30 protein-coding genes and 5 pseudogenes are annotated in these 25,986 nt (G+C 42.3%); 15 read left to right on the top strand and 20 right to left on the bottom strand.

Features of this window, described 5'->3' with window-relative positions; all coding sequences use genetic code 11:
• Window positions 1–37: 37 nt before the first annotated feature.
• Both JCM19055_RS17225 and JCM19055_RS17220 read left to right on the top strand, forming a co-directional pair.
• A pseudogene (locus JCM19055_RS17225) lies at window positions 38–1,008 on the top strand (ABC transporter ATP-binding protein).
• The gene (locus JCM19055_RS17220) at window positions 1,005–2,456 is read left to right on the top strand and encodes an amidase family protein (RefSeq protein WP_042360600.1); all 1,452 of its coding nucleotides are present in this window, start codon (window positions 1,005–1,007) and stop codon (window positions 2,454–2,456) included. The pseudogene JCM19055_RS17225 and the gene JCM19055_RS17220 overlap by 4 nt, the downstream one beginning before the upstream one ends.
• A gap of 211 nt (window positions 2,457–2,667) precedes the next feature.
• On the opposite strand, the gene JCM19055_RS17215 is transcribed toward JCM19055_RS17220, so the two are convergent.
• Window positions 2,668–3,051, bottom strand: a complete 384-nt coding sequence (locus tag JCM19055_RS17215; RefSeq protein WP_042360599.1) for a LysR substrate-binding domain-containing protein — start codon at window positions 3,049–3,051, stop codon at window positions 2,668–2,670.
• Window positions 3,052–3,122: 71 nt separating this feature from the next.
• Window positions 3,123–3,386, bottom strand: coding sequence for a LysR family transcriptional regulator (locus JCM19055_RS17210; RefSeq protein WP_042360598.1), 264 nt, complete (start codon window positions 3,384–3,386; stop codon window positions 3,123–3,125).
• A 101-nt stretch (window positions 3,387–3,487) separates the two neighbouring features.
• Here JCM19055_RS17210 and JCM19055_RS17205 point away from each other — a divergent pair, with 101 nt between their 5' ends.
• Both JCM19055_RS17205 and JCM19055_RS17200 read left to right on the top strand, forming a co-directional pair.
• Window positions 3,488–3,784: a hypothetical protein gene (locus JCM19055_RS17205; protein ID WP_042360597.1), complete on the top strand. Its 297-nt coding sequence runs from the start codon at window positions 3,488–3,490 to the stop codon at window positions 3,782–3,784.
• Window positions 3,745–4,668 carry an MFS transporter gene (locus JCM19055_RS17200; RefSeq protein WP_081833809.1) on the top strand — a complete coding sequence of 308 codons (924 nt, stop codon included), beginning with the start codon at window positions 3,745–3,747 and terminating at the stop codon, window positions 4,666–4,668. The genes JCM19055_RS17205 and JCM19055_RS17200 overlap by 40 nt, the downstream gene beginning before the upstream one ends.
• Before the next feature lie 52 nt (window positions 4,669–4,720).
• On the opposite strand, the gene urtE is transcribed toward JCM19055_RS17200, so the two are convergent.
• The 10 genes and pseudogenes from urtE to JCM19055_RS17155 form a co-directional block, all read right to left on the bottom strand.
• Entirely contained in the window at window positions 4,721–5,422 is a 702-nt protein-coding gene (gene urtE / locus JCM19055_RS17195) for an urea ABC transporter ATP-binding subunit UrtE (protein ID WP_042360595.1), read from the bottom strand.
• Window positions 5,423–5,427: 5 nt separating this feature from the next.
• Window positions 5,428–5,955, bottom strand: coding sequence for an ATP-binding cassette domain-containing protein (locus tag JCM19055_RS17190; RefSeq protein WP_370543202.1), 528 nt, complete (start codon window positions 5,953–5,955; stop codon window positions 5,428–5,430).
• Between the two features lie 5 nt (window positions 5,956–5,960).
• On the bottom strand, window positions 5,961–6,197 hold the full coding sequence (locus tag JCM19055_RS32145; RefSeq protein WP_370543201.1) for an ATP-binding cassette domain-containing protein: 237 nt from the start codon (window positions 6,195–6,197) through the stop codon (window positions 5,961–5,963).
• Window positions 6,145–7,223, bottom strand: a pseudogene (urtC, locus tag JCM19055_RS17185) (urea ABC transporter permease subunit UrtC). Before urtC ends, JCM19055_RS32145 begins: the two are co-directional and overlap by 53 nt.
• An 18-nt stretch (window positions 7,224–7,241) precedes the next feature.
• Window positions 7,242–8,144, bottom strand: coding sequence for an urea ABC transporter permease subunit UrtB (urtB, locus tag JCM19055_RS17180; RefSeq protein WP_042360594.1), 903 nt, complete (start codon window positions 8,142–8,144; stop codon window positions 7,242–7,244).
• A 57-nt stretch (window positions 8,145–8,201) separates the two neighbouring features.
• Window positions 8,202–9,479 carry an urea ABC transporter substrate-binding protein gene (gene urtA, locus JCM19055_RS17175; RefSeq protein WP_042360593.1) on the bottom strand — a complete coding sequence of 426 codons (1,278 nt, stop codon included), beginning with the start codon at window positions 9,477–9,479 and terminating at the stop codon, window positions 8,202–8,204.
• Window positions 9,480–9,629: 150 nt separating this feature from the next.
• Window positions 9,630–10,046, bottom strand: coding sequence for a large conductance mechanosensitive channel protein MscL (gene mscL / locus JCM19055_RS17170; protein ID WP_042360592.1), 417 nt, complete (start codon window positions 10,044–10,046; stop codon window positions 9,630–9,632).
• 96 nt (window positions 10,047–10,142) lie between these two features.
• Window positions 10,143–10,559, bottom strand: coding sequence for a hotdog fold thioesterase (locus JCM19055_RS17165; RefSeq protein ID WP_305047353.1), 417 nt, complete (start codon window positions 10,557–10,559; stop codon window positions 10,143–10,145).
• Between the two features lie 79 nt (window positions 10,560–10,638).
• A complete protein-coding gene (locus JCM19055_RS17160; RefSeq protein ID WP_042360591.1) occupies window positions 10,639–10,848 on the bottom strand; it encodes a hypothetical protein in 210 nt (69 codons plus the stop codon).
• Window positions 10,849–10,952: 104 nt separating this feature from the next.
• Entirely contained in the window at window positions 10,953–11,675 is a 723-nt protein-coding gene (locus tag JCM19055_RS17155) for an alpha/beta fold hydrolase (RefSeq protein ID WP_042360590.1), read from the bottom strand.
• A gap of 87 nt (window positions 11,676–11,762) precedes the next feature.
• Here JCM19055_RS17155 and cls point away from each other — a divergent pair, with 87 nt between their 5' ends.
• Window positions 11,763–13,205 (top strand): cardiolipin synthase, encoded by a 1,443-nt coding sequence (cls, locus tag JCM19055_RS17150; protein ID WP_042360589.1) that lies wholly within the window; start codon window positions 11,763–11,765, stop codon window positions 13,203–13,205.
• A gap of 39 nt (window positions 13,206–13,244) precedes the next feature.
• Here the strand turns inward: cls and thrC are convergent, their stop codons facing one another.
• The 7 genes and pseudogenes from thrC to JCM19055_RS17120 form a co-directional block, all read right to left on the bottom strand.
• Window positions 13,245–14,501, bottom strand: a complete 1,257-nt coding sequence (gene thrC, locus JCM19055_RS17145) for a threonine synthase (RefSeq protein ID WP_042360588.1) — start codon at window positions 14,499–14,501, stop codon at window positions 13,245–13,247.
• 83 nt (window positions 14,502–14,584) lie between these two features.
• Window positions 14,585–14,719, bottom strand: coding sequence for a hypothetical protein (locus JCM19055_RS30210; protein ID WP_265182303.1), 135 nt, complete (start codon window positions 14,717–14,719; stop codon window positions 14,585–14,587).
• 95 nt (window positions 14,720–14,814) lie between these two features.
• Window positions 14,815–16,466: pseudogene (locus JCM19055_RS17140) on the bottom strand (BCCT family transporter).
• A gap of 123 nt (window positions 16,467–16,589) precedes the next feature.
• Window positions 16,590–17,342 (bottom strand): DUF418 domain-containing protein, encoded by a 753-nt coding sequence (locus JCM19055_RS17135; RefSeq protein WP_042360587.1) that lies wholly within the window; start codon window positions 17,340–17,342, stop codon window positions 16,590–16,592.
• A 253-nt stretch (window positions 17,343–17,595) separates the two neighbouring features.
• Window positions 17,596–18,468 (bottom strand): annotated as a pseudogene (locus JCM19055_RS17130) (cation diffusion facilitator family transporter); the annotation flags it as partial.
• 290 nt (window positions 18,469–18,758) lie between these two features.
• Window positions 18,759–19,337 carry a sulfite exporter TauE/SafE family protein gene (locus JCM19055_RS17125; protein WP_265182310.1) on the bottom strand — a complete coding sequence of 193 codons (579 nt, stop codon included), beginning with the start codon at window positions 19,335–19,337 and terminating at the stop codon, window positions 18,759–18,761.
• Window positions 19,338–19,431: 94 nt separating this feature from the next.
• Window positions 19,432–19,674: a hypothetical protein gene (locus tag JCM19055_RS17120; RefSeq protein ID WP_265182302.1), complete on the bottom strand. Its 243-nt coding sequence runs from the start codon at window positions 19,672–19,674 to the stop codon at window positions 19,432–19,434.
• A gap of 108 nt (window positions 19,675–19,782) precedes the next feature.
• Between JCM19055_RS17120 and JCM19055_RS17115 the strand changes: the two genes are divergently transcribed.
• From JCM19055_RS17115 to JCM19055_RS17100, 6 genes and pseudogenes are all read left to right on the top strand, one after another.
• Complete coding sequence (locus JCM19055_RS17115; protein ID WP_042360585.1) at window positions 19,783–20,136, top strand: YojF family protein; 354 nt, start codon at window positions 19,783–19,785, stop codon at window positions 20,134–20,136.
• 15 nt (window positions 20,137–20,151) lie between these two features.
• Window positions 20,152–20,808 (top strand): bacillithiol biosynthesis deacetylase BshB2, encoded by a 657-nt coding sequence (gene bshB2, locus JCM19055_RS17110; RefSeq protein ID WP_042360584.1) that lies wholly within the window; start codon window positions 20,152–20,154, stop codon window positions 20,806–20,808.
• Window positions 20,809–21,020: 212 nt separating this feature from the next.
• A complete protein-coding gene (locus JCM19055_RS17105; RefSeq protein ID WP_052361528.1) occupies window positions 21,021–21,386 on the top strand; it encodes a hypothetical protein in 366 nt (121 codons plus the stop codon).
• Between the two features lie 67 nt (window positions 21,387–21,453).
• Window positions 21,454–21,627 (top strand): hypothetical protein, encoded by a 174-nt coding sequence (locus JCM19055_RS27590; protein WP_193745487.1) that lies wholly within the window; start codon window positions 21,454–21,456, stop codon window positions 21,625–21,627.
• Complete coding sequence (locus tag JCM19055_RS30205) at window positions 21,600–21,803, top strand: hypothetical protein (protein ID WP_265182301.1); 204 nt, start codon at window positions 21,600–21,602, stop codon at window positions 21,801–21,803. Before JCM19055_RS27590 ends, JCM19055_RS30205 begins: the two co-directional genes overlap by 28 nt.
• Before the next feature lie 51 nt (window positions 21,804–21,854).
• Window positions 21,855–22,914 (top strand): annotated as a pseudogene (locus JCM19055_RS17100) (DUF3900 domain-containing protein).
• Window positions 22,915–22,922: 8 nt separating this feature from the next.
• Here JCM19055_RS17100 and JCM19055_RS17095 read toward each other — a convergent pair.
• A complete protein-coding gene (locus JCM19055_RS17095) occupies window positions 22,923–23,366 on the bottom strand; it encodes a GNAT family N-acetyltransferase (protein WP_042360583.1) in 444 nt (147 codons plus the stop codon).
• Window positions 23,367–23,463: 97 nt separating this feature from the next.
• On the opposite strand from JCM19055_RS17095, the gene JCM19055_RS30200 reads away from it, so the two are divergent.
• Genes JCM19055_RS30200 through JCM19055_RS26645 form a run of 4 tightly spaced genes read left to right on the top strand, consistent with a single transcriptional unit; the run spans window position 23,464 to window position 25,946 of the window.
• The gene (locus tag JCM19055_RS30200) at window positions 23,464–24,159 is read left to right on the top strand and encodes an alanine racemase (RefSeq protein ID WP_265182300.1); all 696 of its coding nucleotides are present in this window, start codon (window positions 23,464–23,466) and stop codon (window positions 24,157–24,159) included.
• A complete protein-coding gene (locus tag JCM19055_RS30195) occupies window positions 24,140–24,637 on the top strand; it encodes a hypothetical protein (RefSeq protein ID WP_265182299.1) in 498 nt (165 codons plus the stop codon). The genes JCM19055_RS30200 and JCM19055_RS30195 overlap by 20 nt, the downstream gene beginning before the upstream one ends.
• On the top strand, window positions 24,634–25,365 hold the full coding sequence (locus JCM19055_RS26650) for an FAD-binding protein (protein ID WP_052366483.1): 732 nt from the start codon (window positions 24,634–24,636) through the stop codon (window positions 25,363–25,365). Before JCM19055_RS30195 ends, JCM19055_RS26650 begins: the two co-directional genes overlap by 4 nt.
• A 38-nt stretch (window positions 25,366–25,403) precedes the next feature.
• Complete coding sequence (locus tag JCM19055_RS26645; RefSeq protein WP_370543200.1) at window positions 25,404–25,946, top strand: D-arabinono-1,4-lactone oxidase; 543 nt, start codon at window positions 25,404–25,406, stop codon at window positions 25,944–25,946.
• Window positions 25,947–25,986: the final 40 nt, after the last annotated feature.

The raw sequence follows: 25,986 nt of genomic DNA, 5'->3' as shown, positions 1-25,986 counted from the left end.
ATGGGCACCTTCCTTCGTTCATAGGCAGGTGAATGCATTGACACAAGAAAAATTACTTGAAGTTACGAACCTCAAAAAACATTTTCCCCTTGATAAAAACCAAGTAGTCAAAGCCGTTGACGGTGTTTCTTTTGAAATTTATAAAGGTGAAACACTCGGACTTGTCGGTGAATCGGGCTGCGGAAAGTCCACTACAGGTCGCACGATCATTAATCTCTATAAAACGAGTGACGGGACAATTCGATATAAAGGCAATGACGTTGAATTGTTACGCGGGAAAAATCGACGTTCTTTTTACAGACGAGTACAAATGATCTTTCAAGACCCTTACGCATCTTTAAACCCTCGTATGAATGTTGCAATGTGCATTGCTGAAGGGATGGATATCCACAACATTCATAAAGGAAAAGATCGTCTAGAGCGCGTTTATGAGCTTCTCGAAACGGTTGGTCTTCAACGAGAACACGCTAACCGGTATCCCCATGAATTTAGTGGTGGGCAACGGCAACGTATTGGAATTGCACGTGCGTTGGCTCTTGATCCAGAATTCATCATTGCAGATGAGCCTATTTCTGCACTTGATGTATCCGTTCAAGCGCAAGTCGTTAACTTAATGAAAGATTTGCAACGAGAGCGCAACCTCACGTATTTGTTTATCGCGCATGACCTTGCGATGGTTAAACACATTAGCGATCGAATCGGTGTAATGTACTTAGGCAATATCGTTGAATTAACAACGAGTGAACAACTTTATTCAGATCCGCTCCACCCTTATACGAACGTACTTCTTTCAGCGATTCCAGTGCCGGATCCGGTTGTAGAACAACAACGGGAGCGCATCATCGTAGAAGGCGAAGTCCCGAGTCCGGTTAATCCGCCTAGCGGCTGTGTCTTTCGAACTCGTTGCCCTGAAGCGATGGACATTTGTGCAACCGTAAAGCCAACTTGGAAGAAGCGAAGCCTGGTCACTTCGTTTCATGTCACTTGTATGAAGGTGAGAACCGATGATTGCGCCGTACTGGCACGAAGAGACGACCATTCAAGAGATCCATACGGCCTTTCGACAAGGACAATTAACGTCACAGAAACTTGTGATGTATTACCTTGAACGAATTGCTCTTTTTGACCAAGATGGTCCTAGCATTAACGCCGTACTCGATATCAATCCAGATGCCATCGCAATCGCTATAGGACTCGACGTTCAATACGCTCAGTCTGGTTTAGTTGGACCTTTACACGGCATCCCTGTTCTTCTAAAAGACAATATTCAAACCGGTGATGCACTTTCAACGAGCGCTGGGGCTTATGCTTTAAAAGATTGGAAAGCAGACGAAGATGCTGCGCTCGTTAAAAAGCTCCGTTCAGCAGGGGCCGTCATTCTCGGAAAAGCGAACATGACAGAACTTGCTCATCGCATCGGCCGCGAAGGAATGCCGAATAGTTTTAGCAGTCGTGGCGGCCTCGTCTTGAACCCGTACGGTCCACAGGAGTTCGATGTTGGGGGAAGTAGCTCTGGGTCGGCAGCAGCAATTGCTAGCAACTTCGCTGCTGTCAGTATCGGTACTGAGACGTCAGGGTCACTCGTTAATCCTGCTACACGTAATTCACTCGTTACGATTAAACCGACGTTTGGACTTGTGAGTCGTGAAGGTGTGATTCCGCTATCGTATTCACAAGATGTTGCTGGACCATTGACACGTACCGTTGAAGATGCAGCTATTCTTTTAGATGTTATTGCTGGTCGCTGCGAACGAGATCATGCGACACATGGTATTCCTAGTCACACATCCAACTATTGTGATCACCTAATCGTTCACGGCTTAGCACGCAAACGAATCGGTGTGTACCGCGGAAAAATTCCAGATGATCAGGCTGAACACGTTGACCAGCATCGCTTTGAAGCTGCCATTGATGTGTTGAGAAAACAAGAAGTTGAAGTCATCGAAGACATTACAATTCCAGACGTTGAAAAAGAAATTCCTAGCTTATTACGTTATGAAATTAAGCATTCCCTAAACACCTTCTTTAAGAGAGCAAAACCATCGACAGGTTACGCAACTTTCGATGAGTTCCTTACTACATACTTCCAACACGCCCGTTTACAACCTTACGGTTTTGATAGCTTCATTAGTGGCACGGATCGTAAAGAAGAACTAGCAAACTCCGAATGGATTATGCAAAAGCTACTAAACCAAGGACTACACGACGAATACGCCATTGAAAATGTGATGAAGAATCATGCACTGGATGCGATTGTCTTTCCGAGTGCTGCTGGTTTTGCCGTCGCCGCTCGTGCAGGCTTACCTTCCATTTCAGTACCTGCGGGTTATAAAGCGAATGGACAACCATTTGGCATTACATTCACAGGGCCTATGTTCCAAGAACGAACATTAATTGAACTTGCCTTTGGCTACGAACAAGCGACACAGCATCGTAAGAAACCAAACTTAGCGTAACGGCAGTGCAAAAAGCCGACCGGGAAATTCTCCTCGGTCGGCTTTTTAATGGTCCATATTCTCAATCTCGCCTTTAACTTTACCTTCGTTTAGGAATTGATTCATCGTTTGATAGACCATTGTCTGCGGATGATTTTTTTTAAACAGATCGCATAGTAATCTTGATAGGCCCACTCAACGCCAAGGGGTACTTCAACTAACCTCGGTTCATTTACGACGCTTTCTTGAGGTAGAAAGCCCATCCTTTTTGCTCAATAATGATTTGCTTTGCTAAATTTCCATGAGAAACTTCGACGGGTGATTTCTGATGCTGTATGCCATGTTTTTCTAGCCACTTTTGAAAAGGGATGCCCCAACTCACTTTAATGTAACGCTCATTTTGAAGACTTGCTAAATCAAAGTCTTCACCAATGTCAACTTCAATATGACGATATAACGCATAGTGATGACGTCCCAGATGCCAAGCACGAATGGCTTTCGCTCTTGGCAAATTAAAAACGATTCCATAATCAATGCGCCCATCTAACACGTGTTGAATAATCGCAGGTGAATGATCCGTTGTAATTTGCACGTGTAGATTCGGAATTTTTTTCATGCAAAGACAACACTCGACGTACAGGGAATGAATTCCAAGTAGATTGCGTTACAGCGATTTTTAGTTCTTGGTTATGGGTGTGTTGCGTTGCAATTTGTTTCGTTTTTTTCATAGAGGTTTAATTGTTGTTGCATGAATGGTAACAACTCTAATCCTTTCGAAGAAAGTCTAAGATCTCGGTTGTTTCGATCAAACAGACGTACACCATAGAATTCCTCTAACTTTGCAATCCGAGAAGTTACAGTTGATTGCGTAATATGTAAGAACGCAGCTGCCTTTGTAAAACTATTCAATTCCGTAACGACGAGAAACGTTTTTAACTGGTCATAATCCATCCCATTTCACCTCATTGAAATTATCGATCATATGGATTCAATTATTCATGTTGTGAATAACTAAAGCAAGTCGTACGATTGAGGTAACGAACGAGAAAGAAGTGACCATCGTATGCCTTGGACGATTTGGAAAAGCTATGGGCCTTTTGTTTTTGCCCTTTTGGCAATTGAATTTTTTTGTTACGTTTACGTTTTTTATGTTCGTTCCGTTTATTTCACTCTACTTAACTGGTGAACTTGGCTACTCCTTGCTCTTTGCCGGTGTTATTCTTGCTGTGCGATTAGTAAGTCAACAAGGAGTTATGCTCATCGGTGGATACTTTGGGGATAAGTACGGGCATAAAAAAAATGATGATGATTGGTTTTTTTATGTCGAGGTGTCGGCTTTGCTGGATTAGGTCTTGTCGAGACTCCCATTGCCCTCATTATAATGGCGATGATTGGAGGAATCGGAGGGACATTCTTTAGTCCATCATTAAAAGCTGTGCTCATTTCAAATCAACCGAAATCTGAACATAAGACCTTATTTGCTTATTCCAACATTAGTGCAAATGCTGGAACAATTATCGGTCCTTTGTTTGGCACTTTGTTTTCAGTCACTCAATTCCCGCTGCTTAGTGTGATTACAGGTCTCTCATTTGCGTTGATGAGTTTCTGGATTTTTTTAGTTCCGATTCGGTCTATACAATCCACAACTAAGCCTTCTCTCGTGCTCGGTTTAACTGAGATACTCGCTAACCGTTCTTTTCTACTCGTTGTGGTTGCCTTAATCCCTTTTCACTTTATTTATCAACAGCTTTTCCTCGTCTACCCTTTAATTGGATTCACATTAACCGGTTCAGGAGGATGGATCTTTACCGTTCTAACGCTGCTAGTCGTTGCCTGTCAAATGACGGTCACTCGCCTGTCAGAGCGATTAAGTATGGTTCGCTCTATTCAGTGGGGCTATTTCGCCATGGCATTAGGTTTCATACCGCTATTCTTCCACTTACATGTGATTACCGTCATTGCCTCATTAATCGGAATCGCACTCGGTGTTATGCTCATTCAACCAACATTCTATTCCTATACCGTTAGCCAAGCTCCTGCAGAACGCTTTGCTTTGTATATCGGCTTCTCGAATCTAGCAATGGCCATTGGTGGCGCACTTGGAAATATTGTCGGGGGTAGCCTCTACGAATGGTTACATTCACTTCAATTGCTCTCTATTTATTGGGTGATTTTTGCGACATTCGCCATTCTTCCGATCTTTCTCTTACAGCGAATACTACGAAGACGTTAAAATGAAACAAAACGAAGAGCTGACTTTCGAGTCAGCTCTTCTTCCACGAGTCTTAAATGCTCAAATACCCTCTCATATTCTCTTCTGTTAACTCTTCTCTTTCACCTTCATAAACAATGCGTCCACGGTCCATCACGTAAAAGTAATCAGCTACTTCACTTGCAAAATCGAAGCTCTGTTCGACGAGCAGCATCGTCTTTCCATTGTTTTGCTTCAAATCTTTAATCACATCTTGAATATCTTGGACAATGTTCGGTTGAATTCCTTCTGTCGGTTCATCAAGTAAGATCACGTCTGGATCTGCAACTAACGTGCGGGCAATTGCCAATTGTTGCTGCTGTCCCCCACTTAAATCGCCTCCTTTTCGATTGTGCATGTCTTTTAGAATTGGAAAGTAATCATAAACCTGATGATCCGACTCAATGTTCTTCTTCTGGTCTTGCCGTGCTTCTAAGCCAAGCTGCAAATTCTCATGGACCGTTAGTGTCGAAAAGATTTCTCTACCTTGAGGGATGTACCCAATTCCTTTACGCGAACGCCATGTTGGGGATTTGTCATTAATGTTGTCGCTCTGGTAAGCGATTTGACCATGATTTGCTTTAATTAACCCCATTAATGTTTTAAGTAAGGTTGACTTCCCCACTCCGTTTCTTCCTAACAAGCAGACGAGCTTTCCCTTCGGAACCGTCAAACTTACGTCTCGAAGAACTGCACTTTCACCATACCCCGCTTCAATACGATTCAGTTCAAGCATCGAGATCACCTCCGACCTAAATACACTTCTAAAACCCGATCATTCTGTTGTACCTCTTCCATTGAACCATCGCATAACCACGTGCCTTCGTGCATAACCGTAACCTTATCTGCAAATTTCCGCACAAAGTCCATGTCGTGCTCCACAACAATCACTGCCCGGTCTTTTGCAATCGTTCTTAGAAGTTCTCCTGTCTTCTCTTCCTCTTCTTCAGTCATCCCTGCAATTGGCTCATCCAATAAAACTAATTCAGGGTCTTGCATTAAAACCATCGCAATTTCTAGCCATTGCTTTTGACCGTGGGCAAGCGTTCCTGCGGTACGGTTGCTCTCTTTTTTAAGTCCAATGAGTGATAGCATTTCGTGAATATGCTCTTTGTCTCCTTCTGACAACTTGGCGCGAAGAATATGCCAAAACCCTTTTTGCTGCTTCATGGCAATTTCTAAGTTAGACATCACTGACAACGATGGAAAAATTGACGGAGCTTGGAACTTCCGCCCAACCCCTTTACGAACAATTTGATATTCATACAACTTACCTAACTCAATGACTCCTTAAACAACACATTGCCAGACGTCGGTTTCGTTTTTCCACACAACACATCTAGAAAGGTCGTTTTTCCAGCCCCATTTGGTCCAATAATAAAGTGCAGTTCACGATCGGTGAGTTGAAAGCTGAATTCATTGATGGCTTTTAATCCTCCAAATTGCACGATTAACTTCTCAGATTGAAGAACTGTTGTAGAGCTTTGCTTCTTCTTTTCGATCTTTTCCATATTTCTTCGCCCTCCTACGTGCTTGGATTGTCGAAATAATTCCCATGATCCCTTTTGGCATAAAGACAACGACTAAGACGAATACAAGACCGATAAAAAAACAACCAAGCGTCCGGATAGGTTTGACTGAACCAAGTGCTCGCACCGTTTGTAAGCAATGCGCCAATAACAGGACCAATTAATGTACCGCGTCCTCCAATCGCAACCCACAGCACCATCTCAATCGATGGGACAATCCCCATCATCGACGGCGTGATAATCCCTACTTGTAATACGAACAGCATTCCTGCAAGACCTGCGACACCCGCTGAAAAGCTATACACAATCACTTGATAAATGGACGTATTATACCCAAGAAAGCGGGTACGATTCTCCCCGTCTCGTATCGCTATTAATACCTTTCCAAATCGACTGTTCACAAGCTTATAGCACATTAGAAAAACAAGACCAAGAAAAACAACGGTCGTCCAATATATCATTTGTTGCGTCGCAACTGAATTCAATGAATACCCGAAAATCGTATCAAAACCGGTAATCCCATTCGTCCCGCCAGTGTATTGTTGTTGGCTAATAATAAGCGTTGTAACGACGATGACGAGTGCTTGCGTCAAGATCGTAAAGTAAACACCGGTAATTCGATTTCTAAATGTGAAAAAAACCTAGAATACCTGCAAACAACATCGGAACGGCAATAGCCAAAACAATGGCTACGATCGGATTTGAAAAGATCGCCCAAAACCATGGCAATTCAGTGATCCCATTCCACCCCATGAAATCTGGCATTCCACCACTTTGAAGGGTTAAATACATCGCCATTGCATAGGCACCAAAACCGAAAAAGATGCCGTGACCTAGGCTTAAAATGCCCGCATAACCCCAAAGTACGCCAATCCCTAACGCCAAAATCGCATACGCCAAAAAGCGTCCGAGCAAATTTAAATTAAATGGAGCGAGTACAAATGGCATGATGAGCAAAATCACAAACCCTAAAATGACTAACGTCTTTTTGGAATATAAATACGACATAATCGTTTCCTTTCTGCTCTAATCCAAAGATCTTGTTTTCATGGAAAAGAGCCCAGATGGTCGCCATTGTAAAAATGCAATAATTAGAGCGAAGATCAACACTTTCCCCATTGATGCATTCGTCCAGTATTCAAAAAACGTATTAAAAACACCGATGCCAAGCGCACCAATCACCGTACCTGTTAGTGCCCCTACACCGCCTACAACGACAACCATAAACGCATCGACAATGTAATTTAAGCCGATCGTCGGCCCAATCGGACCGATTAATGTCAACGTGCAACCAGCCACTCCAGCAAACCCTGCTCCCATTGCAAACGTTAATGAATCCACTTTCCTCGAAGAAATACCAACACACGTTGCCATTTCACGATTTTGCATGACTGCACGCACACGACGTCCTTGCCTCGTTCGATACAAGTAGATGAATAGACCACCAAGGCAGACGATGACAAGTCCGATCATAAACAAACGATTAAACGGCAAATACAAACCAAAGATCTCTAAACTTCCTTGTAAAAAGCTCGGACTTTGAACACCAACATTTGGCGCACCAAAAATCGTCCGAATCAATTGCTGCAAGATAAGGCCTGCACCAAACGTTGCCAATAAACTATCGAGTGGTCGCCCGTACAAATGTCGAATCACCGTAAATTCGAGTAACATCCCAATTCCAGCAACGATCACAAATGCAGCTGGGATTGCGAGGATAAAATACCAATCGAAAAACTGCTCTGGTATGTACTGCACAAAAATGACTTGCATCAAATACGTCACATAAGCTCCGATCATAATTAAATCACCATGAGCCATGTTAATGACACGCATCAGACCAAACGTGATAGCAAGACCCATAGCAACGAGTAACAGAACAGAACCAAGACTTATTCCATTAAAAATTTGCATCGCAACGCTACTCATAACATGCACGCCTTTCTGTCGATTAAAAGAGACGAAGGGAAATCTTTCCCTTCGTACTTATTGAATAGCTTCTGCCCAGTCGTAATTCTCCAAAAATGGATCTGGCTTTACCGGTTCTCCAGAATTCCAAACCTCTTCAAACTGTCCATCACTTTGAACTTCACCAATTCTTACCGTCTTATAGACATGCTGATTATCTCCATCAATTTCAACGGGTCCGTTCGGTGCATCAAACGTAATGCCTGATGCCGCTTCCCTAACCGCATCAGTTTCCGTTGTACCCGCTTCTTCAACCGCTTGTGCCCACAAGTAAACCATAAAGTAAGCCGCTTCAATTGGATCTCCCGTTACACGGTCCTCACCGTAAGCTTCTTTGAAGTTCGACACAAACTCTTCGTTCTCAGGAGTATCTGTCGTTTGATAATAGTTCCAGCTCGCCAAATGCCCTTCTAATACTTCTGCACCGATTCCTCGAATCTCTTCTTCCGCTACACTTACAGACAACACCGTGACGTCATCGGAAGTAATGCCTGCATCTGCCAGCTGGTTAAAGAACGCGACGTTGCTATCTCCATTTAACGTATTAAATATAACGTCAGGCTCTGTATCTCTAATGTGTGAAATAATCGTGTTGTAATCGGTATGACCCATCGGCGTGTATTCTTCTCTTACGACTTCGCCACCTAGATCATCTAATTGTGCTTGGATAATTTGATTCGCAGTTCTCGGGAACACATAGTCTGAACCTAATAAAAAGAAAGAATCACCAACGTTATCAAACAACCACTCTACAGCCGGAACAATTTGTTGATTCGGCGCGGCACCGTTATAGAAGATATTCGGTGAAGACTCCATTCCTTCATATTGCACAGGGTAGAACAACAGTCCGTTATGTTCTTCTACAACTGGCAATACGGCTTGTCGACTTGCAGACGTCCACGTACCGAAAATTGCTGCGACATCATCTTGTTGCAATAGCTTAGACGCTCGCTCAGAGAAGACCGGTTCGTCGGAGGCACCATCTTCAACATTAGGGACAATTTCTTTCCCTAAAACACCACCATCTTCATTAATTTCATCGATCGCTAACATGACCGCATCTCTGACAGATGTCTCACTTATTGCCATCGTTCCACTTAATGAATGAAGCAATCCAACTGGAATAGAATCCTCATCCACGACAACTTCTTCACTATTCTCTTCTGAATCGGACTGTTCGTCCTCGCCTGCACTCGCTTCTCCAAAACCTGTATCCGCCGCTTCATCTCCAGCAGCACATGCACTTAGGATAAATGCAGACGAGAATAAGGCGATCCCCCATTTATATTTTTTCATCATTTCCTCCTTCAAAGCGTTAATCTAGTACGGTTAACAATACTATAATATTCTTAATAGTTTCTATATTGTTGTTATATTAACTTCCATAGTATTAACATAAAAAAACAAGCCTCGCTTCAATGAAGCAAAACTTGTTTTCTTTCCGTACTATTCTTTATCGCCATTTGGTTGTGACTCTTGTTGCTTCGATAGTAGATCGCGAATTTCTTTTAGATACACTTCACTTGCTGGTGGCTCTTCTTCCACTTCTTCCTCAGCTTCTTCCGCCTCAGCTCTTCGTTTAATGAGCTTGTTCGCAACTTTCACGAAAATAAATATGGCTAAAGCGATAATGAGAAAGTCGACGATCGCTTGAATAAACATGCCATACTCTACTTGAGCATCACCAAATTGGAAGACGAGACTCGAAAAGTCAACACCACCGAGGATCACACCGACGAACGGCATAATAATGTGATCAACAAGCGAACTGACAATCTGTTGAAAAGCAGCACCTATGACGACTGCAACTGCGAGATCTAGTACGTTTCCTTGTGCAATGAATGCTTTAAATTCTTTCCACATAGTGTTCCTCCAAGATGCATTTCCACAGTTTCCCACTTGCGATTGTGATCACAATTGGATACTCAAAATCGTTCAATTGCTTTAGTGTACACCACTTTACGGTTTCTGATCAATAATCGCCATCGTACAGCGAGATGTGCAGATTAACTTATCTTCTTCATCAACAATCTTAATCTCCCATATCATCGTCGTTCTTCCTTTATGTACCGGCACCGCAACTGCAAAAACGTGCCCCTCTCTCTTGCTTCGAACGTGGTTCGCATTAATCTCTAAGCCGACTGCCACTTTTTTAGATAAATCGATGTTAATCGCAGTTCCAACTGAAGCTGCCGTTTCTGCGAGTACGACTGAGATACCTCCATGTAAAATCCCTGCAGGTTGATGTGTTTTCGGGGTAATCGGCATTTTTAAGACGAGTCGATCCGGATCCGTCTCTATAAATTCAATCGCTAATTCGTCAATAATTGTTCCTGCAACTCTTTTATCGATATTTTCGAAAAAATCTACACTCACTTGTCTGCACCACCTTTATGTTTCCTTTAGTTTACCATAATTCGACTCTAACCAACGTAAAATGACCGGCAGATGCCGGTCATGATAACAACGAATATAGATCCACATGTTCAACAGTGTCGGATACTTCTTTTGAGTCAATCACCTTACCTGACTCATCAATTGTTTCAACAATTCCTTCGGGAGCATTTGATTCTGTTGCCGTATGTGTTCCCTCTTCGTATTGATTCGGTGTTACCGAACTCAAGGCTAAATAAGAGGTTAAAAAGCTAACTGTTACGATCTTCACATGAACCACTCCTTCAAAGCGATTACTTATAGTGTACACGAAGAATATGAAGAACATCTGTAGATCATCTGAACAATTGATGAACCTTCTAATTACTACTCAACTTAATCGTTTTGACTAAGGAAACGTTGCACAGTTTCATTAAAGATAGAGGAATAAGCATATGGTAAGCTATGACCAGCTTCCTCAACGATTATCGTCTTTACATGCTTATTTCCTCTCGAAATTTCTACCATCGTTTTCTTAATCAATCTGTTTTCTTTCGCCCCAGCCATCACGAGGATCGGTAACGGTAGTTCGTGCACGTTCTGAGGAAGCTTAAATCGACTATTCTCATAGATGATGTTCTCCAGTAGCGATTTAGTGATTGATTGCGTATCGCTGAAATAACGCTCAAAGTCCGAACTTGGAATCTCCAATTGCTTTGCTTGAAGTTTTGCAAAGGTTCGGTTTCTACTTAATGGAAGCATCATAGCAGTCGCTTTTGCCATTACCTTCGGAAAAGGAAGTGAGGCGGCTAACATACTAACTAAGACGACATGTTTAAACCGTTCAGGTTGTCTGCTCACTAATGAAAGTGCTACTTGTGCACCGAGTGAAAACCCAATTACACTAATACGTTCAAAAGAAACAGCATCTAATTCTCTAAGCAATTGATCGACAGTGTCATCAATCGAAAAATGCTTCTCTTCATTTCTTCCGTGCCCAGGGAGCTCAGGTGTCCAAACGGTATAATCTCGTTCAAAAAACTTCACTTGCTCGTTCCACATCCACGAGCTTGTCCCACCACCATGTAAAAATAAAAGCAAATGACGTTTTTTTTCCATTATTCCCCTTCCTTTCATGTAGATTGAGGGTTAACACATACAATTGAAGGGAATGACAGTACTACTAGTCACTAGGGGGACGTAGACATGTCATGGCCCGCAACGGTATTTCTGGGGATTTTAATCGTAAACATTTTCTTCGGTCTCATTATTATCTTTCGTGAACAAAAGAGTGCACAAGCAACATGGGCCTGGCTAATGGTCCTTTTTTTCGTGCCAGTAATCGGTCTCATCATTTACTTTGTATTCGGTCGCGAACTTCGGAATAGTTCATGGAATGAGGACTCACTTTTCAAAACGAATGCGCTTCTTCTACATCAACGTGAAGAGATTCAAGAAGACACGCTCTATCGGAATTCACCAAGCATGGATGGATTAGAAAGTCTCATCTATATGCACATTCACCACAGTCATGCGCCACTTACATATGCACAGTCCGTAGACTTGTTAACAGACGGTGACCAGAAGTTCGAATCGCTGTTCAACGACATTCGTGAAGCGACTGATTATGTTCATGTGCAATACTTTTCCATAAATACCGATGAACTTGGATCAGCCTTTATTCAGTTGCTCACCGAAAAAGCAAAAGAAGGCGTACAGGTGATGTTGTTGTATGACGGACTCGGTTCATGGAAAGTGACGAATCGCTTCTTAAAAGACTACTTAAATGCCGGTGGCAAGTCCCGCGTGTTTTTCCCACCACGTTCAATGTTCACGTACGGGAGCTTAAATCACCGCAACCACCGGAAGCTTGCAATTATTGATGGCTCTATCGCTTACATCGGAGGATTTAATATTGGTGATAAGTACAACACTGATGATCGTGGGCTCGGCTTTTGGCGAGACTCACATTTAAGGCTTACAGGGAGTGCTGTTCATCATTTGCATGATCAATTTATTTCTGACTGGAACAAAGGTCAAAAAGAACCTGCCCCTGAATTTGAGAATTATGAAGTTCCAGTCTCATCATCCTTAAAAGGCGGCGTTCCTATGCAAATCGTCGCAAGCGGACCAGGGTTTGAGACGGACCAGGTGAAAAACGGCTTCATTCAAATGATCCAGCGAGCGAAACGTTACATTTACATTCAGACTCCTTACTTTATTCCTGATTTCGGTTTGCTAGATAATCTACGCGTTGCGATTATGAGTGGCATCGACGTACGCATCATGATTCCAAACAAGCCCGATCATCCGTTTATCTATTGGGCAACGTACTTTTATATCGGTGAACTTCTCAGGCTCGGTGCAACGATTTACATTTATGACAAAGGGTTTCTTCATTCAAAAACAATGGTCGTTGATGATCGGATAAGCACACTCGGCACAACGAACATGGACGTTCGCAGTGTTAGCCTGAACTTTGAAGTGAATACGTTCATGTATGACGAGGAGATGGCAGAGAAAATGCGAGAAACGTTTCAAAATGATCTCGTCGATTGTCATGAGTTAACGCTTGAAGAGTACGAACAACGATCTAAATGGATTCGAGTGAAAGAAAACGTTGCACGATTAATCTCTCCACTACTATAAGAAAAGCCGGTTTTGCATTAAGCAAAGCCGGCTTTCTAATTACAATTGTTTTTGGATATTCGTAAACGTTAACTCTGTATTGACAATTTGATTACTGAATTGATAATCTCCTGTGTGATACTGTTGCAACGCTGACGTGTCCTTTAAGATATTACCCGTTAACACACAAAGTGCCGTTTCATCACGGTCAACGATTTGTCGCTCTAAGAGTTGCTTTAACCCTGCAACTGTAGCCGCAGATGCAGGTTCACATCCAACTCCACTTTGGTCGATTACCGCTTTTGCATCAAGAATCTCTTCATCCGTAACTGCAACGGTAACGCCATCTGTTGCATGTAAGACGTTCTTCGCTTTCTTCCAGCTCGGTGGGTTTCCGATATTTAACGCACTTGCAACCGTGTTCGGATCGCTCTCTGGAACAAACTGCTCCGCTTTTTGGTCCATCATCTTATGAAACGGACTTGCTCCTTCTGCTTGTACAATCGCAACACGCGGCAATCTGTCAATAAACCCGAGGTCATAGAGATCCTTTAATCCTTTTCCGAGTGCAGTACTGTTGGAAAGCGCTCCTCCAGGAACGACAATCCAATCCGGCAATTGCCAATTTAAGTAATGTGCGATTTCAAATATAATGCTCTTCTGGCCTTCAATTCGGAAAGGGTTAATCGAGTTACATACATATAACCCTAACTCCTCACTATGCGCTTGTAAGAAGTTGATCCCCTCATCATACTTTCCTTCTGTACTAAACACTTTCGCGCCGTATGCTAGCGTCTGCATTACCTTATTCATCGAAATGTTCTTGTTAGGCACAAATACGAATGATTTGGAACCCGCCATTGAACTATACATTGCGAGTGACGATGAAGTATTCCCTGTTGATGTACACGTAAATTTGTCATAGCCTAGTGATTTTCCATGGGAAACCGCAACGGCCATCCCGTTATCTTTAAACGAGCCACTTGGGTTCTCACTTTGAGCTTTTAAGTAGACCGGTTGGTTCAACCCGACATAGTCTTTTACCGATTGAACGTTATAAAGACCTGTATTGCCTTCGTACTTCGTAACCATATGCTCTTCAGCTAACTCAGGAAAAATCAGCTCTTTATATCTCCAAACACCGCTAGCATAAGGTGTCATACGCTCTGATAAACGCTCATTGAACGTTTGCTTTAGCTGCTCCGTATCGACTTGTTTAAAATCGTGCACAATGTCAAACAATCCACCACATTCACATTGGTATTGGAACTGTTCCATTGCATACTCTTTGTGACAATCCACACACTGTAATTTCATGATGATCCGCTCCACCTTTATTTACCCTTTACTCTAGCATAGTGAAGGATAATATAGAAAGCAATGGATATTTTCAGAAATCTTTATGACTCAAGGGACTTATGCAATTCAATTTTTTCTTGTGGTTCATGGAACTGCACGCTTGTATTGTTACTTTCAATGCTTAAACTAATGACTAGAGCAACGATCAATGAAATAATGGCTAATTTCTTGTTCATGTCTTTCTCCTTCATTTCGCTCTCACTACCTATAGTCGCCACTTTCCATAAAATGTTACAAAAAAATCCGCTGAGAAAAATCTCAGCGGATTCGCTTATTTCGAATCATCTTCGTTTTTATTTGTTTCTTCATCACTCTCGTCAATTAATTCTTCTGGCATTGTCTGTTCAAATTCTTCACGTTTCTCTTTAAGTTCTTCTTTAGATTCTTCCAAGAAAGTCGGCTCGTACTCTTTATGCTTACTCTCTAATCTGAGAATATCGTACTCACCACTTAACGCTTTGAGTAAAGATATTGCCATCAACAATACGACAAAGGTAAACGGGAATGCAGCGATCAACATGGCCATTTCTAAAGCTTGAAGTCCGCCTGATAACAATAGCGCCGCAGCTGTTGCTGAAAGAATAACACCCCAGATAACTTTGATCTTCACTTGCGGGTTCAAACGACCACCTGTCGTTAACATCCCTAAAACAAATGTCGCAGCATCTGCTGACGTAATGAAGAATGAAGAAATCAGGAGAATCGCAATACCCATAATAACTGGACTCCAAGGATACTGTTCTAAGAAAGCAAACAGTGCTACTTCGTTTCCTTGTTCGCTTACAATTTCATAAAGTCCGCCATTTAATGCATTGTCCATCTCAATACCTGCAATACCAAAGATTGAGAACCATACTGCACTAAATAACACTGGAACGGCTGTAACACCAATGACAAATTCACGAATGGTACGTCCTCTTGAAACTCGTGCAATAAACGTACCTACAAAAGGAGACCAGCCGATCCACCAAGCCCAGTAGAACAATGTCCAGTCATTTAAGAACTCACGTTCACCTTCAAAAGCGTTCATTCCAAGCGTCATACTTGGGATGCTCTGAATGTAACTTCCGAGCGTGGTTGTAAATGCTTCAATCATTTGTATCGATGATCCTAAGATGAAGACTAAGATCATCAATGCAATGGCAACAACGATATTCATCCAACTCAAATAACGAATTCCTTTATCAACCCCTGTTGAGGCTGAAAGAATGAAGATAACGGTAACGACAGCGATAACAATCATCGTCGTCAGCGTGCTATTCGTAATCCCATCAAATGTATAACTTAAACCCGCTGTAATTTGCGTTGCACCGAGTCCAAGTGATGTGGCAATACCAAAAATCGTTGCAAACACCGCTAGTACATCAATACTATGACCAAGACCACCTTGTGCACGATGACCAATTAACGGTGTGAATGCTGAACTAATGAGTGCTGGTGCCTGATGACGGAACTTAAAGTAAGCGAGGGTTAGGGCAACGATTGCATATGTAGCCCACGGATGAAATCCCCAATGAAAGAGCGTGTACCTTGTTGACTCTTCAGCAGCTGCTACAGTACCTGGATCAACAGATGGCGGGTTGTGGAAATGCGTTAAAGGCTCGGAAATACCGAAGAAAACAAGCCCTACACCCATCCCTGCAGTAAATAAAAATGCAAACCATGTAAAGTAGCTGTATTCTGGCCTTTCGTCAGGCTTCCTAAACGAATGCGTCCATAAGGTCCAAACACGAGAAACAATGCGAGTAATACAAACAACGTTGTTGCAATAATGTATACCCAACCAAAGTTATTCGCGATTAATCCATCAATAAATCCAAGTACCGTTTCAACATTGTCTGGTAAGAATACACCCCAAAGGATGAATACACCGGCAAGTGCGAGCGATACCCAAAAAACGATAGATAACTTACTATTTTTCATAAAGTTTGCTCACAGTCATAAGTGAATCATGACAGCGAGCTTACCACCTTTCCTGTCACTTTGAATTGTAATACGAATGAATTATGTAGTACTTAAATATTAATTCCCACACTACGTTCATTCTTAAACTTGTTTTTCACGATCCATATGAATCATCTTTGGGAAATTGCTCGCGATACCTCTGTATTCGTTCCGGTGCGAATCAGCCATTCTAGAGGTCCATTTGCAAAAAAAGCGTAACCAAACATGCGAACAAATAATACAGATAAACACGATTATAGCGCTAGTGGCAAAAGCTTGTCCTAAGGTGATTAAATCACTTGGGGACAATAACAATAATAAGATGGATTGACCAATATAAATCGTAATTGGCATTTTTCCGATCGGGATAAGAAAACGTAAAGCACTTGAAAATCGAACGATTAAAGCAATATACAAACATGTAAAGATAGGCCAAAGCATAAATGTACGATCAGCAAATGTTGCATGTGCTATTGGCTCATAAAGCTGAATTGGAAAACTCGGTGCGATGTTTCCTAAATAGATGAAAGCAATTACTGCGAATAGACCACTGACTACAACCAATCGATTAGCAATTGTTTGCGAAATCCGTTCAAAGATCCGATACTTACCAACTGCCAGTCCTAAAATCATGAGCGGCAGTGGCAAAAGGAACTTTATTGTTGTCACTGTTGCTACAACCGTCCCGAGAATTCCTATGGTTAGAAGCAACGGCTTTGGTAGCTTCATACAAGGTAGTAAAACGATTCCGTATACGCCATACAGCAATAACACGTCCCCTGGATTGATCATCATGTGCATCATTCCGATTAAAACGAGGATACTTAAGCGCTTGGCATACCTTATAGATGTCACATCGCCAAGCGCCTTCTTTCGGTCAAAGAATAGGAAAAAAACTTAACCCAAACAAAAATGAAAAGATTGAGATGAAACGCCCTTCCATTAGAATTACAACTGAACGTTCCAACCAAGCATTCAGTGCTTCATCTGTGTACACAAATTTCCCCTGAAAGAAAATCATCATATTCACAAAAGGTAAGCCACAAAGTGCAAACCCGCGAAGTTGATCGACGACGTCAAGGCGATGATGCACGTTGTAACCCCCTACTCTTCTTTTTTTCGGCTCAATATGCACGTGGGCATGCTCAATTTCATGTTCAGTTTTTAGATTCGTTTCGACTCTCTCAGCAATTTCATGACTATCTTCTACAGATAAGTCAGGGTCAACTTCAATGATGACTTCTGCATGAACCGCACTTCCAAGCTTTCTCGCTCGAAGCATCCGTAACCCTTGCACATGGTCTAGTTCCTCAATGGTGTCACGATAATCTGATAAATGCTCTTCATCAAATCCATCAGACAACGAATGCGCAGCGTCTTTAAAAATGTGCCAAGCCGTGCGACAAATGACAAGACCAATGAGCAACGCGGCTAATGAGTCGACCCACCCTAAATGAAAGTAAGCCCCAATAATCCCGACAAACGCACCCACACTCACATACGCATCGACACGATTGTCTTTCGCTACTGCACGCAAAGCCTGACTATCAACACGATCGGCAAGCTTTGTATTATACATTGAGACGAAAAACATAATGAACGCGGCACCAATCGCCACCCAAGCAGCAATTAAGCTCGGTGACTCGGTCCTCGTTTCACCAAACAATGACGTCCCTGCTCCCCATAACACTTGGAAGCCAACGAGCATAATAATAAATGCAGCGAGCAAGCTTGCAATGTTCTCGGCACGAAAGTGACCGTAAGGATGATCGTGATCCGGCGGCTTTTGGGAGATACGAAGTCCGACGAGCACAGCAACGGACACGACAATGTCTGCTGCGTTATTAAATCCATCGGCAATTAAAGCTTGAGAAAAGAAAAGATAACCAATCACCAATTTTACAGAGGCTAAACTTAAATACGCAGCAATACTCACCCAAGCGCCACGTTCACCTTCACGCAAACGTTCATAACGGCCCATTCGCACCCTCCTCTCTAAACACTATCTATATGCATACAGACTACATTTAGTTTGAGGTAAACTTTGTTTTTTTATTCACGAGACACGATCGAGCTTTAAAAACATAAAAACAGCGATAACCTCTCGGTTCATCGCTGTTTCTCATTACACAAACGCTTCATATATAAGACGGATCGACATGACAAGTACTGTCACGAACAATATCCATTTAATCCATTTAGACTGACTCGACATAATAATACTACTTCCGAGCCACGCCCCTGACGCATTCCCTAATGCAAGGACGAGACCTAACCACCAGTTACTTCTCCGTTTATACCAAAAACGAGTAAGGAAACAAATATGTACAGACCAGTAATCATCACTTTCACACTGTTGGCATGAATAAACGATAACTGCATAATGAGCATCGCCGTCAGAACAATATAAAAACCAGCACCAACTTGAATAAACCCGCCATAAAATCCAATTCCGAAAAACGCAATCATTCCTAACACCTTGCGGTTGTTGGAAAGCATGACTCCAGGTGCTTCTCGTTTTGATGGATCCCATACGATAAATACGATGGTGACGATCATCGTGATTGCAAGGATGAGCTGGAACAATGCATCACTGATTGATACAGCTGCCATCGCTCCGAAGATGGAACCGATAATTGCTGGCAATGCGACAATAGAGCTTACCTTCGTCTCCAACTTTCCTTTGCGTTTAAACGCAAGTACTGCACTTAAACTTTGCACAACAATTGCGACACGATTTGTTCCGTTCGCTTCTGCTGACGGTAAACCTAGAAAAATTAACATCGGTAATGTCAACAATGAGCCGCCTGCTGAAACAGTATTAATAACGCCCGCAAAAAAAACCGACAACAAAAATAACAATATACGCCCACAACTCTAATTCCACATGCATCCCTCATCACACTCTAGCTGTACCCTCACTATACCATACCCGAACAGCTTACTAAGAGCGCCTTCTGCTGTTATATGCATCAATCGTACCGAGTTCTTTATTCATTAAAATCTCCATCATTTTTAAGTGTTCACGCGTAACAACAAGATCAAGTTCGGACCAAGAAATCATATAAACGAAATAAAAAGAACCAATTCGGCGAAACGTAACCATTGAATCTGGAAACAAATCAAACGTTGCACGAATTTGTCCTTTTCGCCAATAGCCATAGGAGAGCAACTTCACAAAGACCACCTCGTACATCCTTTTCCCGATCACACTTGCGGTTAAGCTCAACATTTTGGATTCCGCAAGCAACTTTGTTTATAATGTAGTGAAAGATGTGGATTGGAGGCAATTGCTTTGAAAGAGATCGTCAAACAAGACGTTCAAACGATCATCGATCGTTATGCAACGAAAAACGTTTATTTACACTTAGAAACAACAAATGGTGCCTACGCTTCTCATTTTGACCAATCCTTTTTTTTCAGCCAGTGCTATATACGAAATGCTTCGGTTTCGTACAAGCAAGGAAAGATTCAAGGACAAGGACCGTATCGCGTTGGTTTAGAACTTGAGATTGGTTGGATTTATGCTGAAGGCTTAACTCATTACGTCATCAATGAAAATGAAGAATTCATATTGATGGGACTTAATTATGAAGGCAAAATTGCCGTAACCCTACAACTATCAGAACAACCATTCCAACATAATTAAAAGGAGCTTAAACCTATGTATGATGAACGACACGTTCTAGTCATCTTCCCCCATCCAGATGATGAAGCGTACGGAGTGAGCGGAACCATCGCAGGTCAAATTGCAAAAGGAACACCTGTTACGTATGCTTGCTTAACGCTTGGTGAAATGGGGCGAAATGTCGGTAATCCACCAATAGCAACACGAGAGTCCCTTCGCGAAATTCGTAAACGAGAGCTCTTTGAAGCGGCAGAATCGATGGGCCTAGAAGACCTTAGAATGCTCGGCTATCGTGACAAAACGTTAGAATTCCTCGATGATGGTGTGCTAAAGCAAGTCGTCTTAAACTTAATCGATGAACTTAATCCGAGTGTTGTGATTTCCTTTTATCCAGAACATGGCGTACATCCTGATCACGATGCGACATCAGCGGCCGTTCGCGATGCACTCGCAGAGATTAAGAGCGATAAACGTCCTCGTTTTTGGGGGATCGCCATTACAAAAGATGACCCAGAAATTGAGTATTCCGTGAAGCCTTTCATCAATCAAAAAATCAGTACGATTAAAGCACACGACTCACAGTTTGGTACGATGTTTCGTGAATACGAAAAACGTTACCTCGCTGGAGATCAAGAAGTATCTGAACGTCTCGAGAATGAGCGCTTTCATGTCTACTCCTTCGATGACGAATAGTATCCAACCTTTGGACTGTTTTACAGCCAAAGGTTTTCTTTTTGTCGAATAATCATTGTGTTCACGCCCGACATGACGCGCCTAACTGTATACCTTTTTCAAATTTGTCATAATTTGTCGCAATATGTCAGTCGATTAGGTCAAGGAAATACGAGAGATTTGTTGAAACTTGTTTAGTAAGACCGCTAACTCGAGTAAGGAAGGTGTGCTTTATGTTTAAATGGGTACCTTTTAAAGAGCAAAAGCATATTGAAAAGAAATTACTTAAAATTATGAAGCGACTTAAGATCAAAGAATTTGATTTTAATTGGGACCGCGCTGGCTGTACGATCGTTTTTACATATGGAGAGTATGACTACAAAATGGAGCACTCTGTCCAAAAAGCGAGACGAAAAGGCATTATATTAAACCATGGACTAGACTGCCTTTCAGAATTGACCTCTTCACTCGAAATGCTGTCAGAAATTATTGATCGTGGTAATTATGACTTGGAAACGTGGATTCGAGGCATGCGGGAACCCGCAGGAATAACCGAACTCAATGTCATTCGTTCAGACCAAACTGCTTACGGTGAGTAATGAACACTACCCCTTTTGTTTTAAAAGGAACAATTTCGGAAACAGTAGGTCAAAAAGGGGTAGATGAATGCGTTCGATTACGATTACCGGTACCATCCTTATTATTACTGGTTGGTTTACACTTGTAGAGTTTGATCATCTGTCTGAAGACGAACGAAAACAACTGCTTCAAAAAATAAAATCAAATGCTTGGCTTGTCATTCTAATTGCCTTATGCCGATCGGAATCGCCCTCAACGTAATCGGTACGTGGCTTTTGTTTCCGCCACTGATTATCACCGGTGCCACATTCATTGTGCTACAAGGAATCATCGTCAGTGTGCTCTTTATGAAACGCAAGCGATGGAAGGGGATTTTGCTCTTATCTGTCATCGGTGTTCTTGCAATCTTTATGTATCTTCCACTCTTCATCCATTGAATCTTAGTGACGCTGTCAGTATACTAGGTTCAGCAACTAGAGGTGATGAAAGTGGAATTTACAATTAAGTTTCTTTCTTTTTATGTTATTACAGTTGAAGGTAGTGGCGATGACGCAATTAAGCGTTTTGAGCATTTTCAAACGTTTGATACCGATGCTTTCGAAGAAAGTGAACTGAAAGATTTTCTCGATGGTGAATTAAAGAGAATTATTAATCGAAAAGCTGAACACCATCCGAAGTCTGAGCAAACCCCAACAAAGATTGGTCGCTTTATTACAGAAGCAGACTATCCGCTCGATTCGAATCCGAATTATGCACTCTTCCAAAAGACATTGCGGGCACAAACGTCCGATGTGTTCAGGCAACATAGTGAAGAGTTTGCAAAGCTTTATACAGAAACATCGGCTGTTCGCGGCGGGGTCTTTCTTGTCATGTCTGCCGTTCCGAAGAAATATTACTCTGATGAGTTTGTGTTCATCTTAAAATGCGACTTCGAACAGAAAGTAGCCAGTGTCACCGACTCTTCTTCGCTTTTGAAAAAAAATTGAGTACGCAATTACAACGAAGAATATGAAGTCAATTCAATACCCCTTTATGATTGAAGAGGGAATGGTACAAACGGCTGAGCTGAAAATCCACCAGTCGTCACACGCGCGCTACTTTCAGGATTTCCTCGCCTTCGTGCAATATGGAGATAGCGTCCCAACGCTTCTAAAATCAACGGTAAAAGAAATGATGACTGAACATATCTCTGAATCGTTTGATGAGGATAGTGAGGAAAAAGAACAGTGGGAACGTCTTGATGAGTGGCAAACGAGTGATCAGCGCGAAATTACCGAGCAACTTTCAACCCATCAAGTTATTGAAGCTTCTGCACAAATCGTAGAACAAAACCCTGATGCAGAAATTCGCATGAAAATCGGAGAGACAGAAGTTAAAGGACCGTTAGCAGAATTTGGGGAATCGATCCATTTAGCGAAAGTCAATGATCGCTATATGCTTGTCGTAGAGGCCGATCATTTATCGTTTCAAAAAGGAGCAACGCCCATTGAATTCTACAAGCCTGAAGACCTTGTGTCGCTGCTTAAACGAATCCAAGAGCGTAGTTAAGCCACCGTCTATAGCGGTGGCTTTTGCCATAACGCTAACCGATGAGTGAAATCCCCTACCTCTACTTCAACAAAGCCATGCTTTTCATACATCGGTATCGCAGCACTTTCTTTAAATACATAGAGACAAAGGTTCTTATTGTCTAGCCGCTGACGCTCAATAATCGATTGCAATACGTGCTTGCCGATCCCTTTCCCTCGATACGCTGCATGAATATAATAGTGCTTAAGTTCTGTATCGTACTCATCATCAGGATGAAGGGCAACGCATCCAACCCAATCATCGTTCATGTATAGCATTTGCGTATAGACCGCTTTAAAGCTTTTTCGAAAGAATTCCTTTGTACGATTAAGATCAAGTTCATGTCGTTTAAAATCATGAATCATCGCTGTCGTTCGAAGGGAGACTAACCGTTCAAAATCATCGTTCGTTGCATCTCTGTATTCAATCATCTAAGAACCTCCGTCTTCACATGGCAGTCTAATTCTAGTTGCATCGTTTCAAACGTTCACGAATAATTATGATAACGATGAGGGGAGACAAACGTGTATGAATCTACCTGTTGATTTGATCAAATCACAAACATTACCTGCACTTTTTCTCGATGTTGATGCACTAAACCGAAACCTCACTGCGATCGCAAACCGGAGTCAAGGGAAGACGATTCGTCTTGCCACAAAATCAATTCGATCGTTGCCTTTGCTTAAACATATAATGAAATCTTCTCAAACCTATCAAGGTGTAATGTCTTATTCTGTTGAAGAAGCGAATTGGTTATACGCTGAAGGCATTGATGATATTCTCGTCGCTTACCCTTCCACAGACCGCCATGAACTGCACAAGCTCACACGTCACATGAAAACCGGAGCGAACATCACTGTCATGGTCGATGATGACGAACATCTTTCTTTTCTGCAAGCGATTGCTCATGATGAACAAAGTCAATTCTGTATTTGCATTGATGTTGACATGAGTACGAATTTCAATGGATTTCATTTCGGTGTAAGACGTTCACCACTGCGCACTACAGAAAAAGTCGTACAGTTCGCGAAAAGGATTCAGAATTATCCTAATTTGAAACTCGTCGGCATCATGGGTTATGAAGCGCAACTTGCTGGTGTGACCGATTACTCCGACCAGTCTATCAAAGATTTTGCCATTAAACGATTAAAAAAAAGCAAGTGTAAAACATGTGCATTCGAAACGGCAACAAGTCGTAAAAGCTTTGCGCAAAGAAGGCATTAAGCTATCCTTCATCAATGGTGGCGGCACCGGCAGCTTGATGACAACTGCACAAGATCCCTCTGTGACTGAATTGACGGTTGGATCTGGTCTTTATCAGCCAACATTATTTGATCACTATTCATCCTTTCAATACGACCCCGCTCTTTACTTTGCACTGCCGGTCGTACGAAAACCTACAAGTCAGATTTATACGTGTCTAGGTGGTGGCTATGTTGCCTCTGGTGCATCAGGTAAAGACCGCTTACCTTCTCCTGTATATCCAGAAGATGCACAACTACTCTCATTAGAAGGGGCAGGGGAAGTCCAGACACCGATACAGTGTAGATCTTCAACGCTTTCAATTGGAGATCCAGTCATTTTCCGTCCGGCTAAAGCCGGTGAGATTTGTGAGCGCTTCACATCGATTGCACTCATTCGAAACAATCAGGTCGTCGGTCACGTTCCAACGTATCGAGGAGAGGGGATTTGTTTTCTATGACATCATTCGTACGTACAAAAACAAACACGTTTTATAACTGGGCTCAAACGTTTCATAGTGTACCAACGGATTGGTATTACCCAGAGTCCGTTGCTGATGTCCAAGAGATTATTACCCAATCTCGCATCCAAAAACGAACAATCCGAGTCGTAGGTGCTGGTCATTCATTCACACCACTCGTTGCTACGTCTGATTGCCTCGTATCCCTTGATCGATTAACGGGGATTGTTTCTCTTGATGACAAAAACGAAACCGTGACCGTTCTAGCCGGCACGAAACTCTTTGACCTTTCTGAACGGTTAGCGGTTCATGGGTTCTCGTTAGAAAACTTAGGAGACATTAATGTACAAAGTGTCGCTGGTGCAATTGCCACAGGAACTCACGGAACAGGAATCACGTTTGGTTCAATCAGTACACAAGTTGAATCGATCACAATTGTCAAAGCTGATGGTTCATTAAGCTCGTTACATCGACGAACAAACGAAGATGCATTCTATGGTGCGATCGTGTCACTCGGAACGCTAGGCATCGTCGTGTCGGTTACACTTCGGGTCGTAAAACGTCCGATCTATCATTATGAAAGTTCTAAAGTACAGTTTGCTGACTTGCAACGAGAGTTGTTTCAATGGGTTGAAGAACACCAACATTTTGAGTTCTTTCTCTTCCCTCATTCCGATACGGTTCACGTCAAAACGATGGACCTTCTACTCACGGACCCGAGGACATAACGAAACATAAAACAACAAGCCTCGTTGTTGAAAACTATTTGTTGCAATGCGTGTCTAGCGTCTGCAAAACATTCCCAAAGAGCAGTAAGTTTTTTAGTCGCCTCTCATCTATTGCGGTTTCAGAAACCTCACTACACGCACCAAGTGATGAGTTATTTTCTACACCGAGAAACGTTCGATTCGTTGAAATGGAGTATGCGGTACCTCTCGAGAAATTACCACAGATCCTTGCTCACATTCGCACAGCGCTACACACGTCTAACTATCATGTTCATTTTCCAATCGAAGTACGTACTGTAAAGGCAGACCAATTGTGGCTCAGTCCGTCCTATGAGCGTCCTTCTGCTTATATCGCTTTTCATATGTATTCTGGAACAAAATACCGCCCTTACTTTAAGGCGATGGAAACGATCATGGATACGTTTGAAGGGCGTCCCCATTGGGGAAAGCTACACACAAAATCAACGGAGCAATTAAGCGTTCTGTACCCGCGCTTTCAAGACTTTCTTCACCTTAGGGAGCAATTTGATCCTGATCAAATGTTTTTGAATAGTTATTTACGTGAACTGTTTTACCACTAAAACTACGAGGTCCTTTCGTTCGTTGGGAAAGGACCTCACC

It is taken from the genome of Geomicrobium sp. JCM 19055 (assembly GCF_000698185.1).
GTDB classification, from domain to species: Bacteria; Bacillota; Bacilli; order Bacillales; family Marinococcaceae; genus Geomicrobium_A; species Geomicrobium_A sediminis.
Note: the sequence above shows the minus strand (reverse complement) of the source record. Positions and strands in the feature narration are given on the sequence as shown.

Coding starts and splice junctions, on each gene's coding strand:
- urtE (WP_042360595.1), bottom strand. CDS start 5,422: ATGCTTGAACTGAATCGTATTGAAGCGGGGTATGGTGAAAGTGCAGTT.
- JCM19055_RS17215 (WP_042360599.1), bottom strand. CDS start 3,051: ATGAAAAAAATTCCGAATCTACACGTGCAAATTACAACGGATCATTCA.
- bshB2 (WP_042360584.1), top strand. CDS start 20,152: ATGTATGATGAACGACACGTTCTAGTCATCTTCCCCCATCCAGATGAT.
- JCM19055_RS32145 (WP_370543201.1), bottom strand. CDS start 6,197: ATGGAAAAGATCGAAAAGAAGAAGCAAAGCTCTACAACAGTTCTTCAA.
- JCM19055_RS27590 (WP_193745487.1), top strand. CDS start 21,454: ATGCGTTCGATTACGATTACCGGTACCATCCTTATTATTACTGGTTGG.
- JCM19055_RS17095 (WP_042360583.1), bottom strand. CDS start 23,366: ATGATTGAATACAGAGATGCAACGAACGATGATTTTGAACGGTTAGTC.
- JCM19055_RS17210 (WP_042360598.1), bottom strand. CDS start 3,386: ATGGATTATGACCAGTTAAAAACGTTTCTCGTCGTTACGGAATTGAAT.
- JCM19055_RS30200 (WP_265182300.1), top strand. CDS start 23,464: ATGAATCTACCTGTTGATTTGATCAAATCACAAACATTACCTGCACTT.
- thrC (WP_042360588.1), bottom strand. CDS start 14,501: ATGAAATTACAGTGTGTGGATTGTCACAAAGAGTATGCAATGGAACAG.
- cls (WP_042360589.1), top strand. CDS start 11,763: ATGTCATGGCCCGCAACGGTATTTCTGGGGATTTTAATCGTAAACATT.
- JCM19055_RS30210 (WP_265182303.1), bottom strand. CDS start 14,719: ATGAACAAGAAATTAGCCATTATTTCATTGATCGTTGCTCTAGTCATT.
- mscL (WP_042360592.1), bottom strand. CDS start 10,046: ATGTGGAAAGAATTTAAAGCATTCATTGCACAAGGAAACGTACTAGAT.
- JCM19055_RS26650 (WP_052366483.1), top strand. CDS start 24,634: ATGACATCATTCGTACGTACAAAAACAAACACGTTTTATAACTGGGCT.
- urtA (WP_042360593.1), bottom strand. CDS start 9,479: ATGAAAAAATATAAATGGGGGATCGCCTTATTCTCGTCTGCATTTATC.
- JCM19055_RS17105 (WP_052361528.1), top strand. CDS start 21,021: ATGTTTAAATGGGTACCTTTTAAAGAGCAAAAGCATATTGAAAAGAAA.
- JCM19055_RS17155 (WP_042360590.1), bottom strand. CDS start 11,675: ATGGAAAAAAAACGTCATTTGCTTTTATTTTTACATGGTGGTGGGACA.
- JCM19055_RS17220 (WP_042360600.1), top strand. CDS start 1,005: ATGATTGCGCCGTACTGGCACGAAGAGACGACCATTCAAGAGATCCAT.
- JCM19055_RS30205 (WP_265182301.1), top strand. CDS start 21,600: ATGCCGATCGGAATCGCCCTCAACGTAATCGGTACGTGGCTTTTGTTT.
- urtB (WP_042360594.1), bottom strand. CDS start 8,144: ATGAGTAGCGTTGCGATGCAAATTTTTAATGGAATAAGTCTTGGTTCT.